Below are 19,505 nucleotides of genomic sequence, written 5' to 3'. Positions count from 1 at the left end.
TCAGGCTCCAGTCGTGGGGGAGGATGCGGCCGTGGTGGCCGGATCCTCAAGTGGCAGTAGGCGATTGAGCAGGCCGAGGGCGCCGGCGTAGGTGGCGGGGAAGGTGCGTTTGAGCTGCCACACCAGCCGGGCATCCAGCTGCGGCACCACATAGAGGCGGCCGCGGTCGAGTGCGTCGAGGGCGCCGGCGGCGACCCGTTCTGGTGAGAATCCGGTCCAGCGCATGAGCTGATCGGCCAGGCGCGAGGGCCCCGCGGTGATCCGTCCGTCGGCGACCACATTGGTCTTGACGAAGGTGGGGCACAGCGCGGTCACCGCCACGCCGCTGCCCGCGAGTTCGGCATGCATGGTCTCCGACAGCGACAGCACGGCCGCCTTGGACGTGTTGTACACCGCCATTCCAGGGGCCGCGGCGAACGCGGCCGCGGAGGCGACGTTCACGATGCCGCCGCGGCCCGCGGCGCGCAGCCGCGGTGCGAAGATCTCGCAGCCGTGCACCACGCCCCACAGGTTGATGCCGAGCGCCCATTCCCAGTCGTCGAAACCGATCTCACCGACCGGCTTACCGCCGATGCCGACTCCGGCGTTGTTCACCACCACCGTCGGCGGGCCCGCGAAGACCTCCTCGGCGAAATCGGCGAGCCGCTGCACATCCGCGCGCATCGCGACATCGCAGAAGAACGGGTAGGCCGTGCGCCCGTGCCGTTGCTCGATCAGCCGCACGGTCTCGTCGGCGCGGTCCTTGTCGATATCGGCGCAGATCACCTCGCCGCCGCGCGCGGCGATCTCGAGCGCGAAGGCGCGCCCGATGCCGCTGCCGGCGCCGGTGACGACGGCCCGCGCGTCATAGCTGCGCCTGGTGGAAAACGGCCACATCTCAGCTCACCTTCTCTACTACCGAGGCATTCGCCTGCGCCAGCGCGTCGGAGACGAACGCGGCGGCCCGGCGCAGCGCGGGAGCCGCCTCGGGCACGATCAGTGGCAGCGCCTGGAAGACGTGGATGCGGCCGGGCCACAGCTCCAGCCGGCACGAGGTCCCGGCCGCGGTGGCCATCTCCCAGAGATGGCGGGCATCGGCGGCGAGCATCTCCTCGGCCGCGGCCTGTACGTACAGCGGCGGCAAGGTGGTGCCCGGCGGGATGGTCAAGCGCAGCCGCGGGGAGTCCGCGGGCTCGTCGCGGGTGTAGAGCTGGATCATCCGGCGTCCCACCGGGGCCGGTGCCATCGGGTCCGGCTTGCGCCGGTCGAGCTGTTCGGCCGCGGTCAAGCTCAGATCCATCAGTGGGGAGAACATGAACGCGCCCGCGGGCTGGGCCGCTCCGGTTCTGGCGTTGTCCAGCAGCAGATCGAGGGTGAGGTGGCATCCGGCCGAATCGCCGCCCATGACGATGTTTTCGGCCTGGTAGCCGTTGGCCAGCAGCCACCGATACCCGGCCGCCACATCGTCGGCGGCCGCGGGGAAGGGGTGCTCGGGTGCCAGCCGGTAGTCGACGACGAAGACCGGCAGCCGGGTCTGTGCGGACAGCCGCGAAGCCAGCCCGCGATGTGTGCGCGCCGAGCAGATCACATAGCCGCTGCCGTGCACGTAGTAGATCACCCGATTGCCGAGCCCGACGCCGGGTGCGCGCACCATTTCTGCGCGCACCCCGGCCGCACGCACGGGCATGACCGTGGTCCCGGGCAGGGTGGGTCCGCCTACCGCCATCACGCTCGCGATCAGGCCGCGTCCTGCCCCGATGCCCCAGCGGGTGGGTGGCAGGAGGCCGTTCAGTTGCCGGATGCTCAGGACCGACCCGGTCGCCGCGATGCGGGTCCGCAGGGACGCGGAACGAGGGACCGGGCGTCGCAAAGTCGCCGTTGACTCTGTTATCACCATACTCTTAGCATCATCACGCAATGAGCCAGTTGTCAATGGCACATTCATGAACTGTAATCGTCGGGCGGCGTCGCCGAGCCGCTGACCTGCGTGAAGGAGCACTGCGATGACGCTGACCCCGGATCTCGCCCCGCCGTCGGCACCGACGGTGCGGGTCACCGTGCAGGAGGTCGTGCGGGAGACGGCGGACGCGGTGACGTTGGTCCTGGACCCACCGCCGGGCTCGGCCTTGAGCTACCGGGCGGGCCAGTTCCTCACCCTGCGCATTCCGGGACCGGACGGGCCGCTGGCACGGTGTTATTCCCTGTCCAGCTCGCCGGTGATCGACGCCCGGCCCGCCGTCACCGTCAAGCGGGTCCCCGGTGGCCGCGCGTCGAACTGGATCTGCGACAACGTCACCGCCGGGACGGAGCTGGAAACGCTGCCACCGGCCGGGACATTCGTGCCCAAGGACTGGGCCGTGCCGTTCGTGCTGCTCGCGGCGGGCAGCGGTATCACGCCGATCATGTCGATCCTGCGGACCGCTCTTGCCGCGCATCGGAATTCGATCACGTTGATCTTCGCCAACGTCGATCGCGCGTCGGTGATCTTCGCGCGCGAACTCACCGAGCTCGCCCAGCGTCACTGCGACCGGCTCACCGTCACCCACCTGTTCGATGCCGATCACGGTGTGCCGACCACCGCTTCCATCGCGGCGGCATTGCCCACGCTCGACGACGCCCAGGTCTATCTCTGCGGCCCGGCTCCGTTCATGGACGCCGCCCGCGCCGCGGCGCTGACGCGCGGAATCGGCGAATCACGGGTTCACGCCGAGGTTTTCGTCTCGCTGGACTCCGATGCCTTCGCGGTCCAGCCGGTTTCCGCCGGCGCGGTATCGGGCGGTGCATGCGTCACCGCGACCGTGGAACTCGACGGCGAGCAGCACGAGATCGAGTGGCCGAAGCAGTCCGTCCTGCTCGACGTGCTACTCGAGCGTGGCCTCGACGCTCCGTATGTCTGCCGCGAAGGCACCTGCGGCGGCTGCGCCTACACGCTGCGCGCCGGTGCGGTGGAGCTGCTCGACAATCAAACCCTCGACGATCACGATCTGGCCCGCGGCACCCGCCTGGCCTGCCAGTCCGTGCCGCGCAGCGACCATCTCGAGATCGTCTTCGACCTGTGACCGCTGCCGGTGCTCAGTCGTCGGGCAGGGTGACCACACCGTCGAGGTAGCGGCGGCAGCGTCCGATCAGCAGTACCCGGTCGCCGACGAGTTCGGTGCGCAGCCGCCCGCCGCGGCGGGAGAGCTGACGCGCCGTCATGGCGGTGCGACCGAGTTCGCGGCTCCACAGCGGAACCAGTTGCGCGTGCGCCGAGCCGGTCACCGGATCCTCGGGTACGCCGACGCCGGGGCCGAAGAACCGGGAGACGAAGTCGACGTCGTCGCCGCGAGCGGTGACGATGGCGCCGCGCGGCAGCGGCGGAAACCGGTCGAGGGCCGGGCGCAGCGTGCGCACCTGCTGCTCGCTGCCGACCACGATGACGGCGTCCGCACCGGTGTAGGCGCGCACCGGCCGTACACCGAGCGCGGCCACCAGCACCGGATCGGGCTCGGTTTCGATGGAGGGCACCACGGGCAGGTCGAGCACGTATTCGTCGTCATCGGTACGGTCGACGTGCAGCCAGCCGCTGCGGGTGTAGAAGCTGACCCGGTCGGCGCCGGGCGCGATATCGGTGAGGATCTGGGCCGCGCTCGCCAGCGTCGCGTGCCCGCACATGTCCACCTCCACCCGCGGGGTGAACCAGCGCAGGTGAAAGGCGGGCCATTCGCCCGGCGGCGGCCCCGCCTCGGCCGGTAACCCGGGGGTGTAGAAGGCCGTTTCGGCGAGGTTGTTCTCCTCGGCCAGGTGTTGCAACAGCGCATCGGGCAGCCAGGTCGGCAACGGCATGACCGCGGCCGGGTTGCCCGAGAACGGTGCGTCGGCGAACGCGTCGATCTGATGCAGCAGAACCTCCATGCGCAAGAAGGTACTCCAACTCTGAATAACCGCTTCGCGCAAGGTATCTCGCAGCGTCGCCAGGTCATGCGTCCACTTGGGCGTAGCCGGCGGACGACGCCGATTCCGGGCCACCGATGATTCCGGCGGCCCCGCGCCGTCGATATCGGTGACGCCCCTGCGATCCGGGAGAACCCGACGATGGACCCTGACCTGATCTCGACCTGGTTGCGTGCCGAACGGCTGGCCTTCGCCGATTTCTTCGACGAATTGAGCGACGACGAATGGCAGCGCGAATCGCTGTGCGCGGGCTGGACCATCCACGACGTTCTCGCCCACATCACCTCGGTCGACAGCCTCGGCTCCACCCTCATGGGCTTGATCCGGGCCAGGGGCAACTGGGATCGGATGAACGCCGACGCCGCACGCCGGGTGTCGGCGCGCTACGCACCCGCCGAGCTGATCGCACAGCTGCGGGCCGCGGCGGGATCATCGCGGCGCTCGCCCGGCGCCGCGCCCGCCGACCCGCTGGTGGACATCATCGTGCACGAACAAGATGTGGCCCGCCCGCTCGGACGCACCCTGCACACCCCGCCGCCCCGGGTCGTCGCCGCCCTGGATCATGTGCTGGCCAGCCGGTTCTACGGTGCCCGCAAGCGGCTGCGTGGCCTGCGGCTGACCGCGACCGACGCGGACTGGTCTTACGGTGACGGGCCGGAGCAGGTGCGCGCTCCCGCGATCGATCTGCTCTTGCTGGCCACCGGCCGCGACGTCGCCCGGAGCTGACGACGGACCCGATCCCCCTCACGGAGCGGGTCCGCCGCCTGTCCCCGGGATTACCCGCGGGCGATGGACTCGAAAACGGTCGGGTCGACCAGGGTCGAGGTGTCGCCGAGTTCGCGGCCCTCGGCGACATCGCGCAGCAGCCTGCGCATGATCTTGCCGCTGCGGGTCTTCGGCAGCTCCGGCACGATATGAATATCGCGCGGGCGGGCGATCGGGCTGATCTGCTGGGACACTTCGGCTTTCAGCTGTGTGATCAGTGCCTCTCGATCCTGCTCGCCGGCCCCGGCCTCGGCGGTGAGGATGGCGAAGGCGACGATGGCCTGCCCGGTGGTGGCGTCACTGGCACCGACCACGGCGGCCTCGGCCACGGCGCGATGGGAGACCAGCGCCGATTCCACCTCGGCGGTGGAGATGCGGTGGCCGGAGACGTTCATGACGTCGTCGACGCGGCCGAGCACCCACAGGTCACCGTCGGCGTCCAGCCGCGCGCCGTCGCCGGCGAAGTACCAACCGGATTCGCGGAACCGGTCCCAGTAGGTCTCCTGGAACCGTTGCGGATCGTTCCAGATACCGCGCAGCATCGACGGCCACGGCTGGTCGAGGACCAGCAGGCCCGAGCGGTCGCGGCCGAGCCCGGTGCCGTCATCGTCGACGACGCGCGCGGAGATGCCGGGCAGCGGGGTCATCGCCGCGCCGGGCTTGGCCGCGGTGACGCCGGGCAGCGGGGAGATCATGATCGACCCGGTCTCGGTCTGCCACCAGGTGTCCACGATCGGCGCCGTGCCCGCACCGATCACGTCGCGATACCACCGCCACGCCTCCGGGTTGATCGGTTCGCCGACCGAGCCGAGCACCCGGATCGAGGACAGATCGTGGGCGTCCGGGATCTGCCTGCCCCACTTCATGAACGTCCTGATCAAGGTGGGAGCGGTGTAATAGATGCTCACCCCGTACTTTTCGATGATCTCGAAATGCCGGTGCTCGTTCGGAGAGTTCGGTGTGCCTTCGTAGACGACCTGGGTGGCGCGGTTGGCGAGGGGGCCGTAGACGATGTAGCTGTGGCCGGTGACCCAGCCGATGTCGGCGGTGCACCAGTAGACGTCGGCGCCGGGTTTGTGGTCGAAGACGTAGTGGTGGGTGTAGGCGGTCTGGGTGAGGTAGCCGCCGGAGGTGTGCAGGATGCCCTTGGGTTTTCCGGTGGTGCCGGAGGTGTAGAGGATGAACAGCGGGTGTTCGGCGTCGAAGGCCTCGGCTTCGTGTTCGGGGGAGGCGTTCGCGACGGTTTCGTGCCACCACAGATCGCGGCCCTCGGTCCACGGCACCTCGATCTCGGTGCGCCGCACCACGAGCACATGTTCGACGGTGGTCTCGCCCGGCACACCCAGCGCCTCGTCCACCGCCGCCTTGAGCGGCGCGGGCTTGCCGCGCCGCCACTGCCCGTCGGTGGTGACCACCAAGCGCGCGCCGGCGTCGTCGACGCGCTGCCGCAGCGCCGCCGGCGAAAAGCCCGCGAACACCACCGAATGCGTCAGCCCCAGCCGCGCACACGCCAGCATCGACACGATGGCCTCCGGCACCATCGGCATATAGATGGCGACCCGATCTCCGGCGACCAATCCCAGCTCGGTGAAGTAGTTCGCCGCCCGGCTCACCTCGGCCAGCAGGTCACGGTAGGTGATCGAACGGGAGTCGCCCGGCTCGCCCTCCCAGTGGATGGCGACCTGATCGCCGTGACCGTCGAGCACATGCCGGTCGACGCAGTTGTAGGCCACATTGAGGGTGCCGCCGGCGAACCACTCCGCGTACGGCGCGTTGCTCCAGTCCAGCACCTGGTTCCACGGCCGTTCCCAGTGCAACCGGCGGGCCTGCTCGGCCCAGAATTCGAGCCGGTCCGCGGCCGCCCGGTCGTACAGGGCGGCACCGGCATTGGCGTTCGCGGCGAATTCGGCGGGCGGCGGGTATGCGGCGGGGTTGTCGAGATGGTCGACGGTGACGGTGGTCAACGCGTGCACTCCTATCGAATGAGCAAGGGGGACAACGGGGATCGGGAAGTGCTCAGTGCACCACCGCCTTCTCCGCGCCCACCCCGGTCAGCGAGCGCACCTCCATCTCGGCGGCCTTGGCCGGATCCTCGCCGCCGCGGCGTCCGCCGTAGAAGGTGCCCGCGACGCCGAGCGCGAAGGCCAGCGGGATGGACACGATGCCGGGATTGGACAGCGGGAACCAGGAGAAGTCCGAGCCGGGGATCATCGCCGACTTCGACCCGGAGACGGCGGGGGAGAACACGATCAGCACGATGGTCGAGACCAGGCCGCCGTACATGCTCCACAGCGCGCCGGTGGTGTTGAACCGCCGCCAGAACAGCGAGTACAGGATCGTCGGCAGATTCGCCGCGGCCGCCACCGCGAAGGCCAGCGCCACCAGGAAGGCGATGTTCTGGCCGTTGGCCAGGATGCCGAGGCCGATGGCCAGCACACCGATCACCACCGCCGTGATCCGCGAGACCCGCACCTGGGCGGACTCATCGGCCTTACCGCGCTTGAGTACGCTGGCGTAGATGTCGTGGGCGAAGGAAGCCGACGCGGTGATCGTCAGCCCGGCCACCACCGCGAGGATGGTGGCGAAGGCGACGGCGGAGATCACGCCGAGCAGCAGCACACCGCCGAGTTCGAACGCCAGCAGCGGGGCAGCGGAGTTCTGTCCGCCGGCCGCGGCCAGGATCTCGTCCGGGCCGACCAGCGCCGCGGCGCCATACCCGAGTACCAGGGTAAACAGGTAGAACGCGCCGATCAGGGCGATCGCCCACACCACCGAGCGGCGGGCTTCCTTGGCGGTGGGCACGGTGTAGAAGCGCATCAGCACATGCGGCAGACCGGCGGTGCCGAGCACCAGGGCCAGACCGAGGGACAGGAAATTCAGCTTCGACATCTCGCTGCCGCCGTACTGGGCGCCGGGGGCGAGCACATCGCGGGCGGCGACGGCGTCGTTGGCCGAACCGCTCACCGCGGCCTGCGCGGAACCGAGGATCTCCGACAGGTTGAACCCGAACTTCGCGAACACCACCAGCGTCATCACCGCGGCACCGGTGATGAGCAGCACCGCCTTGATGATCTGCACCCAGGTGGTGCCCTTCATCCCGCCGACGAGGACGTAGACGATCATCAGCACACCGACCACGGCGATCACCACGGCCTGCCCGGATTTACTGGAGATATCGAGCAGCAGCGCCACCAGACCGCCGGCCCCTGCCATCTGGGCCAGCAGATAGAACAACGAGACCGTCAGCGTGGTCAATGCCGCCGCCGTGCGCACCGGGCCCTGCTTCAACCGGAAGCTGAGCACGTCGGCCATGGTGAATTTGCCGGTGTTGCGCAGCATTTCGGCCACCAGCAGCAGTGCGACCAGCCAGGCGACCAGGAAGCCGATCGAGTAGAGGAACCCGTCGTAGCCGTAGACCGCGATGGCGCCAGCGATGCCGAGGAAGCTGGCCGCCGACAGGTAGTCGCCCGCGATGGCGATGCCGTTCTGCGGACCGGAGAAGCCGCGTCCGCCGGTGAAATAGTCGGCGGCGGTGGTGTTCTTGCGGCTGGCCCGGATGACCACGACCATGGTGACGGCCACGAACAGCGCGAAAATGCTGATATTGGCGATCGGATTGCCGACGGTGGCGTCGGCGGCCAGATACTGCGCGTTCATGCCTTGACCCCTTCGAGTTCCTCGCGGATGGCCGCGGCCCGCGGGTCGAGTTCCCGGTTGGCGAACCGGACATAGAGCCCGGTGATGACGAAGGTGGACACGAACTGCCCGAGGCCGAGCACCAGCCCGACATTGATGTTGCCGAACAGCGTGGTGGCCATGAAGTCGTGCGCGTAGGCGCCGAGCAACACGTACACCAGGTACCAGGTGAGGAACAGTGCGGTCATCGGGAAGACGAAGCGCCGCAATCGGCTTCGCAGTTCCTGGAACTCCGGGCCGGCCTGCATCCGGAGGAACTCCTCCGGTGTCGGCGTACGCGGCGGCGGTGCGGCGTCGGTATCGGTTGTGGTCATCACCCGGTCCTACCTGTGACGTGGCTTACGGTGTGTACCGAAGTTACGACCACCCGCGCTCGGTGAGAATGCTGTGTCCTGGGTCACTCGGCAGGCGTAGCCGACCGTGCGGTGAACGGTCGGATGTGTGCGACGAACGGTCAGCCCGCCGACAGCCCGCCTTCGCGGTCGGCGCCCATACCGAGCCGTTCGGGGGCATGCATGCGGACGAAGATGCGCGCGACGGTGAGCTCGTCCTGCCGCCGCGTCAGCAGGCTGACCACGATCATCGTCAGGAACGCCAGCGGCACGCTGAGCGCCGCCGGATACCCGAGCAGCGCGGCGGGCCAGCCGTCGCCGAGTTCCTCGGAGATTCCGCCGAGCACCGACACCACGGTCGCGCCGCCGGAGGCCAGGCCGCCGGCGAGCAACCCGGCCACCGCGCCCGCCGCGGTGAGCCCGCGCCACCAGATGCCGAGCACCAGCAGCGGGCACAAGGTCGAGGCCGCCACCGCGAACGCCAGGCCCACCGTCCGCGACAGGTCCAGCGACACCACCGTCAGCGAGAGTCCGAGCGGTACCGCCCCGGCCACCAGCGCCGCCGCCCGGAAGTCGCGGATGCGCCCGCGCAGCACATCGGTGCTGAGCACGCCCGCGATGCTGACCAGCAGCCCGGAGGAGGTGGCGAGGAAGGCCGCGATCGCGCCGGCCGCCGCCAGCGCGGCCAGCAGCTGACCCGGCAGGCCGTCGAGCACCGAACCGGGCAGCAACAGCACCGCCGCATCGGAGGTGCCGGTGATCAGCAGTTGCGGCACATACAGCCGCGCGAACACCCCGAGCAGAATCGGGAACAGGTAGAACCCGCCGACCAGTCCGATCACCGCCAGCGCGGTGGCGCGGGCGGCGCGGCCGTCGGGGTTGGTGTAGAAGCGCACCAGCACATGCGGCAGGCCCATGGTGCCGAGGAAGGTGGCGATGATCAGCGAATACACCTGATAGAGCGGATGCGGGTCACCGAATCCGCCGCCGGGTCGCAGCCAGGCCGTGCCGTCGGCGGGTGCGCCCGCGACCACCGGGACCGTGGCCCCCGCCTCCAGCACGAGCCGGGTGTCGGCGGCCAGTTCGTGTGTGCCGGGGCCGAGGTCGACCGGACCGTCGACCGGGCGCCCGTCGAGGGTGCCCGAGATCAGCACCCGCTGCGGCGCGTCGACTTGCACGATCACCGGTGTGGTGACCTCGACGGTCGTACTCTGCGCGACCGTCGGCGGGGCGGGGGCGCCGACGGGTTGCTGCGCACCGAGGAAATGCCCGAGCAGTACCAGCGCGGGCAAGGCCACCGCGGTGAGCTTGAGCCAGTATTGGAAGGCCTGCACCAGCGTGATCGAGCGCATGCCACCGCCAACGACGTTGGCGATCACGATCGCGCCGACCGCCACCGCACCGACCCAGCCGGGCACCCCGAGCAGAATGCGCAGCGTCAGGCCCGCGCCCTGGAACTGCGGAATCAGATACACCCCGCAGATCAGCACCACCACCAGTGCCGCGAGCCGCCGCAACCGCAGGGAGCCGAGCCGGAACTCGGCGAAATCGGGCACCGTGTAGGCACCCGAGCGCCGCAGCGGGGCCGCGACGAACATCAGCAGACCCACATAGCCTGCGGTGAAGCCGACCGGATACCACAGCGCATCCGCACCGTACTTCGCGATCAGGCCCGCGACACCGAGAAATGAGGCCGCCGACAGGTATTCACCCGACACCGCCGCCGCATTCCAGCGCGGACCGACGCTGCGGGAGGCCACCAGGAAGTCGGAGGTGGTGCGCGCCAGCCGGACCCCATAGCCGCCGATGATCACCGTCGCGGCCGCCGCCAGCAGCAGCGCCGCCACCGTCAGCCAGGTCCCGGCCGTCGACGCCTGCGTCATCGTCAATCCTCGGCCAGCTCGAGGAAATCGTGCTCATTGCGTTCGGCCAGCCGCAGATAGAGCCGGCCGATCCCGTACAGCGCCGGATAGGCCGCCGCGCCGAGCAGCAGCCACGGCAACCGGATCCCGAGCACCTCGGCCTCGGCGACCGATTCGACGCCGAACAGCAGCGGCAGCGCACCCAGCACGGCCACCGTCACCAGGGCCAGGCGCAGCGCGAGGCCGAGCTGGGCGCGGATGAGCCCGCCGATCATGGCGGCACCGATCTCGGTCTGCTCGGCCACCTCCATCCTGGTGTGCACCCGGCGGGCGCCGCGCCGCTCGGCCAGCACCACCCGTTCCCGGGGCGGGCGCGGCTGCGGGCCCGTCATCGGCCGGTCCAGGTCTGGCGCGGGCCGCGGACCAGTCGCTGTTTGAGTTCGCGCACCTGACGCCGGCTGACCGGCAGCTCGACCGCGGCCGCCTCGCCCTCGCCGCGCAGGCACACCACCGTGCCGCTGCCGACCGTGCGCAGGCCCGTCACCTGCCGCAGCGCCACCAGATAGGACCGGTGCACCCGCAGGAACCCGGCGTCCTGCCAGCGCGCCTCCAGCGCCGAGAGCGGGATCCGCACCAGATGCGAGCCCGCACTGGTGTGCAGCCGCGCGTAATCACCGTCGGCCTCCACCCAGCTCACGCTGGAGCGGTGCACGAGCGTGGTGACTCCGGCGAGTTCCACCGGGATCACCTCATTGGTGTCGGGTGTTTCCGATGCGGCTTCGGCCTCGGTCGTCGCGGCAGTGCCGCGCGCGGCGGCGATGCGGCGCACGGCCTCGGCCAAGCGGGCCTCGCGCAACGGTTTGAGCAGGTAGTCCACCGCCCCGAGGTCGAAGGCGGCCACCGCCTTGTCATCGTGGGCGGTCACGAACACCACCGCGGGCGGGCTGGCGAATTCGGACAGGATTCCGGCCAGTTCCATGCCGTCCAGGCCGGGCATATTGATGTCGAGGAACACCGCGTCGACCGGGTTGGCCCGCAGCAGCCGCAGCGCACTGGTGGCATCGCCGGCGGCATGGATCTCGTCCACCGCCGGTTGCGCGCGCAGCAGGTAGACGAGTTCGTCCAGGGCCGGCTTTTCATCGTCGACGGCCAGCACCCGCAGCATCGCCAGCCCCTTCCAGTGTCCTACATCACAGCCCACCCATCGTAGACAGTGCGGTGGGGTGGGCGCGGGCAGGTCTTGCGGCGCGATCCGGCGGTCAGGCTTGGATTCCCGCGCGGAATTTCGGCACTCGCATGCTGACCTTCGTCCCCGCGCCGGGCGCGGTTTCCACCACCAGCCCGTAGTCGTTGCCGAACGCGGCCCGCAGGCGATCGTCCACATTCGCCAGCCCCACGTGCGCCGATTCGCTGGAAGCGGTGGCGCCGGAACCGGATTCGACCGCGTCGAGGGCACCCGAGCGCAGCAGCTCCGGGTCCATGCCGGCGCCGTCGTCCTCGACGCTGATCACACAGTCGGTGCCGGCGTCGGCGGCCACGATGCTGACCGTGCCGCCGGTGGGGGAACCGGCCAGCCCGTGCCGCACCGCGTTCTCCACCAGCGGTTGCAGCGCGAGGAAGGGCAGCACCACACCGAGCACTTCCGGGGCGATCTGCAATTTCACCTGGAGAGCATCGCCGAATCGGGCCCGCTCCAGCGCCAGATACCGCTCGATATTGCGCAATTCGTCGGCCAGCACGGTGTATTCGCCGGCGGCCCGGAACGAGTAGCGGGTGAAATCGGCGAATTCCAGGATCAGCTCGCGGGCCCTCGCCGGGTCGGTGCGCACGAACGAGGCGATGGTGTTGAGCGCGTTGTAGATGAAATGCGGGCTGATCTGCGCCCGCAGCGCCCGCACCTCGGCCCGGTCCAGCCGCGCCCGCGAGGCGTCGAGTTCGGCCAGTTCCAGTTGCCCGCAGGCATACCGCGCCACTTCGGCGACCGCGCCGAGCGTGCCGGGCCCGGGTGTGCCGGTGCCGACGACGCCGAGCGCGCCCACCACACCGGTGCCCTCGATGATCAGCGGCTGCGCGATGAGCGTGCGTCCCGCGTGATCGCCGCCGCGCCCGCGCGGCTGCCCGCCGGGCCCGCCGACCAGCACCGGTCGTTCCCCCGCCATGGCGCGTCGCGCCGCCTCGGTGAACTGCTCGCTCAGGTCGGTATGGGGCCCGTCCCAGGCCAGCAGCGTGGCCTCCGCATCGGCCACGCCGAGCGCGTCGGCTCCGGTCAGTGCCCGCAGATGCGGTGCGGCCTCGGCAGCCGATCTGGTGTCGAGCCCGCGCCGCAGCGGACGCGCCGCCAGCGACGCGGTGTGCAGCGCCGAATGTACGGCCCGCTCGGCCGGTGTCGTGACCACCCGGCGGGTCCGCGACCAGATCAGCAGCGCCACCGCGAGCACCGCCGCGGCGACCGCGATCGCGACGAGGGTGGTGATCATGCGCTGTGGTGGTCGTCGCCGGGCAGGCCAGCGCGCGTCTGCCTCGGGTCGTGCCCGGGCCTGCGCCGGTCGAACGCCGGGCATCGCCCGCGCACGGTCCGTCGTCTGCCGAGGTGGAGTGAGCCGAGGCGCCGACCGGGCCGGCCGGATGCGACCCGGGGGACGCGCTGCGCCGCCTGCCGATGACAGTTCATGCCCTGATTGTGCCGCCGATCATCGTTGTCGCGGCCGGTGCTGCGCGGTATGCGCTCGTCAGCCCTGGTAGTCGGCGACGGTGAACTCGATGGTCCCCGGCTCGGGCACATGCGCCGCACCGATGGTGATGGTCGCCGAGAATTTCCCGATGCCCGGTGCGAACAGGGCGGCCTTGCCGTCGTTCATCCAGTAGCCGGGCCCGTGCGGAGTCTGGGTCTTGCTGCCCGTCGCACCGGTCTCCAGGTTGCGCCAGTTCAGCGTGACCGGCAGCTGGCAGTCGCCGACGCCCCACATGGTCGAGGCCACCGTGAACGCCGCGTGCTCGGGATAGGCGTCGCCATTGACCGACGCCTCGATCTGCGCCACACACAGGCCTTGGGTCAGCGAATAGACCGTCTGGAACTGGCCGCCGTTCACGGCGGCCGCGGGCGCCGCGGTCACCGCCAGCGCGGCTGCGGCCAGGGCGGAGGCCGCCGGAACGGCGAAAGCGAGCTTGCTTGTCATCTTCGACCACCTCGAGGGGCTCGTCATGGATGGGATCACGCTTGCTGCCCGGCGACGCTACCAGCGGACGGGGCGCTGCCATGGCGGATTCGCGACGGTCGCAGTCGCCTTGTCCCGAGGCCGTCCCTCCCGCAATGGGTGCGGGCGTCGATGCCGCGGTGGACACCAGCGGTTGACGAGGCGCCGTCGGCCGAGCAGTTCCACCTCGGCCATCGTCTCCGTTCTCGAGGTGACCGCCGCGACAGACTGTGCCGAACCGGCATGACGGTGGTCGCCTCGCCGGCACCGAGGTTCGGGCCGGGGCACTGGGTAGCATGCGTCGACAGCGCGGCAGATGGACCACGCCGGAAGACCGGGCATGGTGCGCGGGGGACGCGGTCGACCGGCCAGGGGAGAAGTCGATGATGTTGGGCGAGAACCCCGGAGGGGCGGTGGAGGTCGCGGGGAAGCTGGGCGAGGGCGCCGTGCCGTCGAGTGAGAATGCCGTAGCCCTGGGTGCGGAGGGCGTGACCGTCCCCGTGGAGGCCGTCGTGTCGTCGGCTGATGCCGACCGGTCGGAGCGCAGGCCCGAGCTGATCGCGGTGCTGACCGAGATCGCCCGCCGGACAGGGGCTTCCGGACCTTCCGCGGTAGTGGCCGACCGGGTGGACGCGCTGGTGATCCGCGTGGGCGACGTCGTCGTCAAGGCGCATCCCGCCGAATCCGATCTCGCCGCCCTGCGCGCTCGGCTGCGCACAGCCGATTCGCCTCACCTGCAATCGGTGACACTGTCCCCGATTCCGGTCGACGGTGAGGTGCTGCTGACATACGCGGGCAGGCCGATCACGGTGTGGCCGTACGGCACCCCGGTAGACCCGGACGACCCCGGTGCCGCGCCATGGGAATCGGCCGCCCAGCTGCTGGCGACCCTGCATGCGGTACCCGTCGACGCCTGCCGCGGCCTGCCCGCCGCCGGTGGCCCGGCCCGGGTGCGCCGGGCGATGCGCCGACTGCACGGCGCAGGCCATGGCGTCGACGCGACGGCGGCGGCGGCGGTGTCGCGGGCTTTCGGCAGCCTCCCCGAATTCGATTGCGCGCCGGTCGCACTCACGCACGGCGATTTCCACCTCGGCCAGCTGGTCCGTCCCGCCGACGGCGACTGGCGGCTGATCGACCTCGACGATCTCGGCCTCGGCGACCCCTCCTGGGATCTCGCCCGCCCCGCCGCCTTCTTCGCCGCGGGCATCCTCGAACCGGACGCCTGGACGCGCTTCCTGTCCGCCTACCGCGCGGCGGGCGGACGCGCTGTCCCACCCGACGGCGACATCTGGCCGGCGCTGGATCTCCCGGCCCGCGCCGTCGTCGTCCAGGCAGCGGCCCTGGCGGTGGCGTCGGGCCGGCCCTTGGACGAGCTGGACACTGCACTCGTCGACACCTGCCTGCGCCTCACCGAAACCCCTGTCCCTGAGCCGATCTCAGCGCCATCGACCACCTGATCGCCCCGCGCACCACGATCCTCGGGAACCGGCCGCGGCCACGCCCCGACGACAGATTGCCGTGTCTGCATGGAATCGGTGAAACCGGTAACGTGACCGGCATGCAGTGTCCGAAATGTCGTGGAATGATGCAGACGTACAACCGCAGCGGGGTGCATATCGAGCAGTGCGGTCACTGCCGGGGGATCTTCCTGGACTATGGCGAGCTCGAGAACCTGACCCGCCTCGAAGCGGGCTACGCTGCCCCGCCGCCGCCTCCGCCCGCCGCCCCGGCCCCCGCGTGGGGCGCGCCCGCACCGCACTACCGCCACGGACACCACTACCAGCACCGCGGCTTCGGCAAAATGCTGTTCTCCTCCTGAGATCCCCGCGAGCAGCGCCTCATCCGCTGCTCGCGCAGCACAATTCATCGCCCGGATCGCGATCACCGTCAGGTCCCGCGGTCCGGGCGACAGGTCCTAACTCGTCAAGCACCCCGGGCCGAGCAGCGCCTTCAGATCGCCCATCAATGCCGAGGACGGCGAAACCCGCAGGCTGTCATCCAGTTTCAACAGCGTCGTCTTGTCGCGGGCGCCGACGTGCCGCAGGTGTACGTCGGAGGTGCCCGGGTGGCTGGACAGCACACGCTTGAGCGCCGAGACCTTTTCCGGGGTGCACATGCGGGTCGGGATGGTGACGGCGAGCGGTTTGGCGACGCCGATGGCGGACAGGTCCGGCACGGCAAGATCGTTGGCGATCAACGAGATCCGGTCGTCGCGCACCGACACCCGCGCCTTCACCAGCACCACCGCGTCCTCGACGACGTCCATGCCGTACACCGAGTACGCCTGCGGGAAGAACAGCACCTCCACACCACCGGTGAGGTCTTCGAGCTGCGCCGACGCCCAGGCCAGGCCGTTCTTGTTGATGCGGCGGTTCACCGAGGCCAGGATGCCGCCGATGGTGACCTGCTGGCCGTCCTTGACCTCACCTTCCAGGATGGTCGGGATCGGGGTATCCACTTGGGCGGCGAGCACATGCTCCACGCCGTTGAGCGGATGCCCGGAGACGTACAGGCCGAGCATCTCGCGCTCCAGGGCGAGCTTGTGCTTGGTCTCCCATTCCTCGTCGGGCACCTTCACGTTGAACACCGACGACACCGAATCGTCGTCGTCCATGCCGCCGAACAGGTCGAACTGACCCATCGCCTCGGCCTTCTTGGTCGACATCACCGCGTCGATGGCGTCGGAATGGATCAGCATCAGGCCCTTGCGCGGATGCCCGAGTGAATCGAAGGCGCCTGCCTTGATGAGGGATTCGGTGACCTTCTTGGTGCAGGCGATGGCGTCGATCTTGTTCAGGTAGTCGGAGAAATCGGTGAACTTCGATTTTTCCTTACGGGCGGCGATGATCGAGGACACCACGTTCGCGCCGACATTGCGCACCGCGCCGAGCCCGAAGCGGATGTCGGTACCCACCGAGGCGAAGTTCTGTTCGGATTCGTTGACGTCGGGCGGCAGCACGGTGATGCCGAGCTTGCGGCAATCCGACAGGTAGATCGCGGCCTTGTCCTTGTCGTCGCCGACGGAGGTGAGCAGGCCCGCCATGTATTCGGCCGGATAGTTGGCCTTGAGGTAGGCGGTCCAGAACGAGACCAGGCCGTAGCCGGCGGCATGGGATTTGTTGAACGCGTATCCGGCGAACGGCAGAATCGTGTCCCACAGCGCCTTGATGGCGGGCTTGGAGAAACCGTTGTCCAGCATGCCCTTTTCGAAGCCCTCGAATTCGGCTTCCAGGACCTCGGCCTTCTTCTTACCCATGGCGCGGCGCAGAATATCGGCTCGGCCGAGGGAATACCCGGCCACCTTCTGCGCGATCTGCATGATCTGTTCCTGATAGACGATCAGGCCGTAGGTGTCGGCCAGGATCTCCTTCAGCGGCTCCTCGAGCTCCGGATGGATCGGCTTGACCTCTTGGCGCCCGTTCTTGCGGTCGGCGTAATCGTTGTGCGCGTTCATGCCCATCGGGCCGGGGCGATACAACGCGAGCACGGCCACGATGTCTTCGAAGCCGGTGGGCTGCATCCGGCGCAGCAGATCGCGCATGGCGCTGCCGTCGAGCTGGAACACGCCGAGGGTGTCGCCGCGCGCCAGCAGCTCGTAGGTGGGCGGATCGTCGAGCGGCAGATGATCCATATCCAGATCGATGCCGCGGTTGGCCTTGATGTTGTCGAGCGCGTCACCGATGACGGTGAGGTTGCGCAGGCCGAGGAAGTCCATCTTCAGCAGGCCGATGGCCTCACACGACGGATAGTCCCAGCCGGTGATGATGGCGCCGTCCTGGGCCCGCTTCCACACCGGGATGGCGTCGGTGAGCGGTTCGGAGGACATGATGACCGCGCAGGCGTGCACACCGGCGTTGCGGATCAGGCCTTCCAGTCCGCGCGCGGTCTCGTAGATCTTGGCGATGTCGGGGTTGCTGTTGATGAGTTCACGGACCTCGGCGGCTTCCTTGTAGCGCTCGTGGTCCGGGTCGGTGATGCCGGACACCGAGATGTCCTTGGCCATGATCGGCGGCGGCAGCGCCTTGGTGATCTGGTCGGCGATGGCGAAGCCGGGCTGGCCGAACAGCACCCGCGCGGAGTCCTTGATCGCGGCCTTGGTCTTGATGGTGCCGAAGGTGATGACCTGCGCGACCCGATCGCTGCCCCATTTCTCGGTGGCGTAGCGGACCATCTCACCGCGGCGGCGATCGTCGAAGTCGATATCGATATCGGGCATCGAGACGCGCTCGGGGTTGAGGAATCGCTCGAACAGCAGTCCGTGCGGGATGGGGTCGATATTGGTGATGCCCATGGCGTAGGCCACCAGCGAACCGGCGGCCGAACCACGGCCGGGGCCGACCCGGATGCCGACCTCGAGCGCGTGGTTGATCAGGTCGCCGACGACGAGGAAGTAGGCCGGGAAGCCCATCTCGCAGATGACGCTGAGCTCGTATTCGGCGCGGCTGATGTATTCGGGCGGCACCCCGTCGGGGAAGCGGCGCTCGAGGCCACGCATGACCTCTTTGTGCAGCCAGCTGGCCTGCGTCTCGCCCTCGGGCACCGGGAAGACCGGCATCCGGTCACGGTGTTGCCACACGTCGTCGTAGGACTGCACGCGCTCACCGATGAGCACGGTGTTGTCGCAGGCGCCGGGTACCTCGGCGTCCCAGATGGCGCGCATCTCGGCGGCGGATTTGAGGTAGTAGCCATCACCGTCGAATTTGAACCGGGTGGGGTCCGACAGCGTCTTGCCGGTCTGAATGCACAGCAGCGCTTCGTGATTGGTGGACTGGTCTTTGGTGACGTAGTGGCAGTCGTTGGTGGCCAGCGGCGGGATGCCGAGCTTCTTGCTGATGTCGAGCAGGCCCTCGCGCACCCGGCGTTCGATGGACAGGCCGTGGTCCATCACCTCCAGGAAGAAGTTCTCCGGCCCGAAGATCTCCTGCCACTTGGCGGCGGCTTCCAGCGCTTCGCGCTCGTGGCCGAGGCGCAGCCTGGTCTGCACCTCGCCGGACGGGCAGCCGGTGGTGGCGATGATGCCCTCGGCGTACTGGGCGATGAGTTCTTCGTCCATGCGCGCCCACTTGCCGAGCTGGCCCTCGATGGAGGCCAGCGACGACAGTTTGAACAGGTTGCGCAGGCCGGTCGCGTTCTCGGCGACCATCGTCATATGGGTGTAGGCGCCGGAGCCGGAGACGTCGTCGCCCTTCTGGCTCGGATCGCCCCACTGCACGCGCTTGGTGTCGAACCGGGAGCCGGGCGCGATATAGGCCTCGATGCCGATGATCGGCTTGATGCCCGCCTTCTTGGCGGAGTTGTAGAACTCCGAGGCGCCGTACATGTTGCCGTGGTCGGTCATCCCGACCGCCGTCATGCCCAACCGGTTGGCCTCGGCGAACAGCGGCGAGATCTTGGCCGCGCCGTCCAGCATCGAGTACTCGGTGTGGTTGTGCAGGTGAACGAACGATCCGGACGAGTCGGCCAAGACGGTCCTTCCTCCCAAGGTCTCGACGGGGGTTGGCGGATCAGATTCTAGGCCGGGGGGCCGACAGTATTTCCGAGGCTCTCCGGCGGGGAGACCGACGTCGCACCCCGCTCGGCGTGTCGCCGGAGGCGGGGCCGTCGGCGCGTCGCGAACGGGACACGGCGCGCCTGAGACACCCCCGCGGCGCCTACCGATGCCGCCGGTCTACCTATCGGCGCATCCTCGGTCCGTCCGACCGTGCAGTGTGGCCCGGTCATGGCTTCGACGCCGGTCTATCAGG

The 19,505-nt window shown here is 69.3% G+C and carries 16 protein-coding genes; 4 read left to right on the top strand and 12 right to left on the bottom strand.

Annotated features, from left to right (window positions below; translation table 11 throughout):
- Entirely contained in the window at positions 1 to 876 is an 876-nt protein-coding gene (locus AC5W7N_RS23005; protein ID WP_195021064.1) for an SDR family NAD(P)-dependent oxidoreductase, read from the bottom strand.
- 1 nt (position 877) lies between these two features.
- On the bottom strand, positions 878 to 1,666 hold the full coding sequence (locus AC5W7N_RS23000; protein ID WP_228816017.1) for an alpha/beta hydrolase: 789 nt from the start codon (positions 1,664 to 1,666) through the stop codon (positions 878 to 880).
- A gap of 316 nt (positions 1,667 to 1,982) precedes the next feature.
- On the opposite strand from AC5W7N_RS23000, the gene AC5W7N_RS22995 reads away from it, so the two are divergent.
- On the top strand, positions 1,983 to 3,038 hold the full coding sequence (locus AC5W7N_RS22995) for a ferredoxin--NADP reductase (RefSeq protein ID WP_195021063.1): 1,056 nt from the start codon (positions 1,983 to 1,985) through the stop codon (positions 3,036 to 3,038).
- Positions 3,039 to 3,051: 13 nt separating this feature from the next.
- Here the strand turns inward: AC5W7N_RS22995 and AC5W7N_RS22990 are convergent, their stop codons facing one another.
- The gene (locus AC5W7N_RS22990) at positions 3,052 to 3,873 is read right to left on the bottom strand and encodes a PhzF family phenazine biosynthesis protein (RefSeq protein ID WP_195007282.1); all 822 of its coding nucleotides are present in this window, start codon (positions 3,871 to 3,873) and stop codon (positions 3,052 to 3,054) included.
- A 180-nt stretch (positions 3,874 to 4,053) separates the two neighbouring features.
- Here AC5W7N_RS22990 and AC5W7N_RS22985 point away from each other — a divergent pair, with 180 nt between their 5' ends.
- Complete coding sequence (locus AC5W7N_RS22985) at positions 4,054 to 4,638, top strand: maleylpyruvate isomerase family mycothiol-dependent enzyme (protein ID WP_194992888.1); 585 nt, start codon at positions 4,054 to 4,056, stop codon at positions 4,636 to 4,638.
- A gap of 50 nt (positions 4,639 to 4,688) precedes the next feature.
- On the opposite strand, the gene acs is transcribed toward AC5W7N_RS22985, so the two are convergent.
- From acs to AC5W7N_RS22945, 8 genes are all read right to left on the bottom strand, one after another.
- Complete coding sequence (acs, locus tag AC5W7N_RS22980) at positions 4,689 to 6,641, bottom strand: acetate--CoA ligase (protein WP_195007283.1); 1,953 nt, start codon at positions 6,639 to 6,641, stop codon at positions 4,689 to 4,691.
- A gap of 52 nt (positions 6,642 to 6,693) precedes the next feature.
- Positions 6,694 to 8,334 (bottom strand): monocarboxylic acid transporter, encoded by a 1,641-nt coding sequence (locus AC5W7N_RS22975; protein WP_195021062.1) that lies wholly within the window; start codon positions 8,332 to 8,334, stop codon positions 6,694 to 6,696.
- Positions 8,331 to 8,687, bottom strand: a complete 357-nt coding sequence (locus AC5W7N_RS22970; RefSeq protein ID WP_163815806.1) for a DUF485 domain-containing protein — start codon at positions 8,685 to 8,687, stop codon at positions 8,331 to 8,333. The genes AC5W7N_RS22975 and AC5W7N_RS22970 overlap by 4 nt, the downstream gene beginning before the upstream one ends.
- 140 nt (positions 8,688 to 8,827) lie before the next feature.
- A complete protein-coding gene (locus AC5W7N_RS22965) occupies positions 8,828 to 10,588 on the bottom strand; it encodes a sodium/solute symporter (RefSeq protein WP_194990103.1) in 1,761 nt (586 codons plus the stop codon).
- Positions 10,589 to 10,590: 2 nt separating this feature from the next.
- Positions 10,591 to 10,959, bottom strand: coding sequence for a hypothetical protein (locus AC5W7N_RS22960; protein WP_195007284.1), 369 nt, complete (start codon positions 10,957 to 10,959; stop codon positions 10,591 to 10,593).
- Positions 10,956 to 11,732 carry a LytR/AlgR family response regulator transcription factor gene (locus tag AC5W7N_RS22955; RefSeq protein WP_195007285.1) on the bottom strand — a complete coding sequence of 259 codons (777 nt, stop codon included), beginning with the start codon at positions 11,730 to 11,732 and terminating at the stop codon, positions 10,956 to 10,958. The genes AC5W7N_RS22960 and AC5W7N_RS22955 overlap by 4 nt, the downstream gene beginning before the upstream one ends.
- Positions 11,733 to 11,826: 94 nt before the next feature.
- Positions 11,827 to 13,044: a sensor histidine kinase gene (locus AC5W7N_RS22950; protein ID WP_195021061.1), complete on the bottom strand. Its 1,218-nt coding sequence runs from the start codon at positions 13,042 to 13,044 to the stop codon at positions 11,827 to 11,829.
- A gap of 252 nt (positions 13,045 to 13,296) precedes the next feature.
- Entirely contained in the window at positions 13,297 to 13,743 is a 447-nt protein-coding gene (locus tag AC5W7N_RS22945; protein ID WP_163815796.1) for a hypothetical protein, read from the bottom strand.
- 314 nt (positions 13,744 to 14,057) lie between these two features.
- Between AC5W7N_RS22945 and AC5W7N_RS22940 the strand changes: the two genes are divergently transcribed.
- Together AC5W7N_RS22940 and AC5W7N_RS22935 are read left to right on the top strand one after the other, a co-directional pair.
- The gene (locus AC5W7N_RS22940; RefSeq protein ID WP_495922129.1) at positions 14,058 to 15,218 is read left to right on the top strand and encodes a phosphotransferase; all 1,161 of its coding nucleotides are present in this window, start codon (positions 14,058 to 14,060) and stop codon (positions 15,216 to 15,218) included.
- Positions 15,219 to 15,343: 125 nt separating this feature from the next.
- Complete coding sequence (locus tag AC5W7N_RS22935; protein WP_228783959.1) at positions 15,344 to 15,580, top strand: TFIIB-type zinc ribbon-containing protein; 237 nt, start codon at positions 15,344 to 15,346, stop codon at positions 15,578 to 15,580.
- A gap of 96 nt (positions 15,581 to 15,676) precedes the next feature.
- Here the strand turns inward: AC5W7N_RS22935 and dnaE are convergent, their stop codons facing one another.
- Positions 15,677 to 19,171 carry a DNA polymerase III subunit alpha gene (gene dnaE, locus AC5W7N_RS22930; protein ID WP_228816106.1) on the bottom strand — a complete coding sequence of 1,165 codons (3,495 nt, stop codon included), beginning with the start codon at positions 19,169 to 19,171 and terminating at the stop codon, positions 15,677 to 15,679.
- Positions 19,172 to 19,505: the final 334 nt, after the last annotated feature.

It is taken from the genome of Nocardia sp. CDC519 (genome assembly GCF_059509835.1).
This window is presented reverse-complemented; position numbering and strand designations above follow the sequence as displayed.

Coding starts and splice junctions, on each gene's coding strand:
- AC5W7N_RS23005 (WP_195021064.1), bottom strand. CDS start 876: ATGTGGCCGTTTTCCACCAGGCGCAGCTATGACGCGCGGGCCGTCGTC.
- AC5W7N_RS23000 (WP_228816017.1), bottom strand. CDS start 1,666: ATGCCCGTGCGTGCGGCCGGGGTGCGCGCAGAAATGGTGCGCGCACCC.
- AC5W7N_RS22995 (WP_195021063.1), top strand. CDS start 1,983: ATGACGCTGACCCCGGATCTCGCCCCGCCGTCGGCACCGACGGTGCGG.
- AC5W7N_RS22990 (WP_195007282.1), bottom strand. CDS start 3,873: ATGGAGGTTCTGCTGCATCAGATCGACGCGTTCGCCGACGCACCGTTC.
- AC5W7N_RS22985 (WP_194992888.1), top strand. CDS start 4,054: ATGGACCCTGACCTGATCTCGACCTGGTTGCGTGCCGAACGGCTGGCC.
- AC5W7N_RS22975 (WP_195021062.1), bottom strand. CDS start 8,334: ATGAACGCGCAGTATCTGGCCGCCGACGCCACCGTCGGCAATCCGATC.
- AC5W7N_RS22970 (WP_163815806.1), bottom strand. CDS start 8,687: ATGACCACAACCGATACCGACGCCGCACCGCCGCCGCGTACGCCGACA.
- AC5W7N_RS22965 (WP_194990103.1), bottom strand. CDS start 10,588: ATGACGCAGGCGTCGACGGCCGGGACCTGGCTGACGGTGGCGGCGCTG.
- AC5W7N_RS22960 (WP_195007284.1), bottom strand. CDS start 10,959: ATGACGGGCCCGCAGCCGCGCCCGCCCCGGGAACGGGTGGTGCTGGCC.
- AC5W7N_RS22955 (WP_195007285.1), bottom strand. CDS start 11,732: ATGCTGCGGGTGCTGGCCGTCGACGATGAAAAGCCGGCCCTGGACGAA.
- AC5W7N_RS22950 (WP_195021061.1), bottom strand. CDS start 13,044: ATGATCACCACCCTCGTCGCGATCGCGGTCGCCGCGGCGGTGCTCGCG.
- AC5W7N_RS22945 (WP_163815796.1), bottom strand. CDS start 13,743: ATGACAAGCAAGCTCGCTTTCGCCGTTCCGGCGGCCTCCGCCCTGGCC.
- AC5W7N_RS22940 (WP_495922129.1), top strand. CDS start 14,058: ATGCGTCGACAGCGCGGCAGATGGACCACGCCGGAAGACCGGGCATGG.
- AC5W7N_RS22935 (WP_228783959.1), top strand. CDS start 15,344: ATGATGCAGACGTACAACCGCAGCGGGGTGCATATCGAGCAGTGCGGT.
- dnaE (WP_228816106.1), bottom strand. CDS start 19,171: ATGCTGGACGGCGCGGCCAAGATCTCGCCGCTGTTCGCCGAGGCCAAC.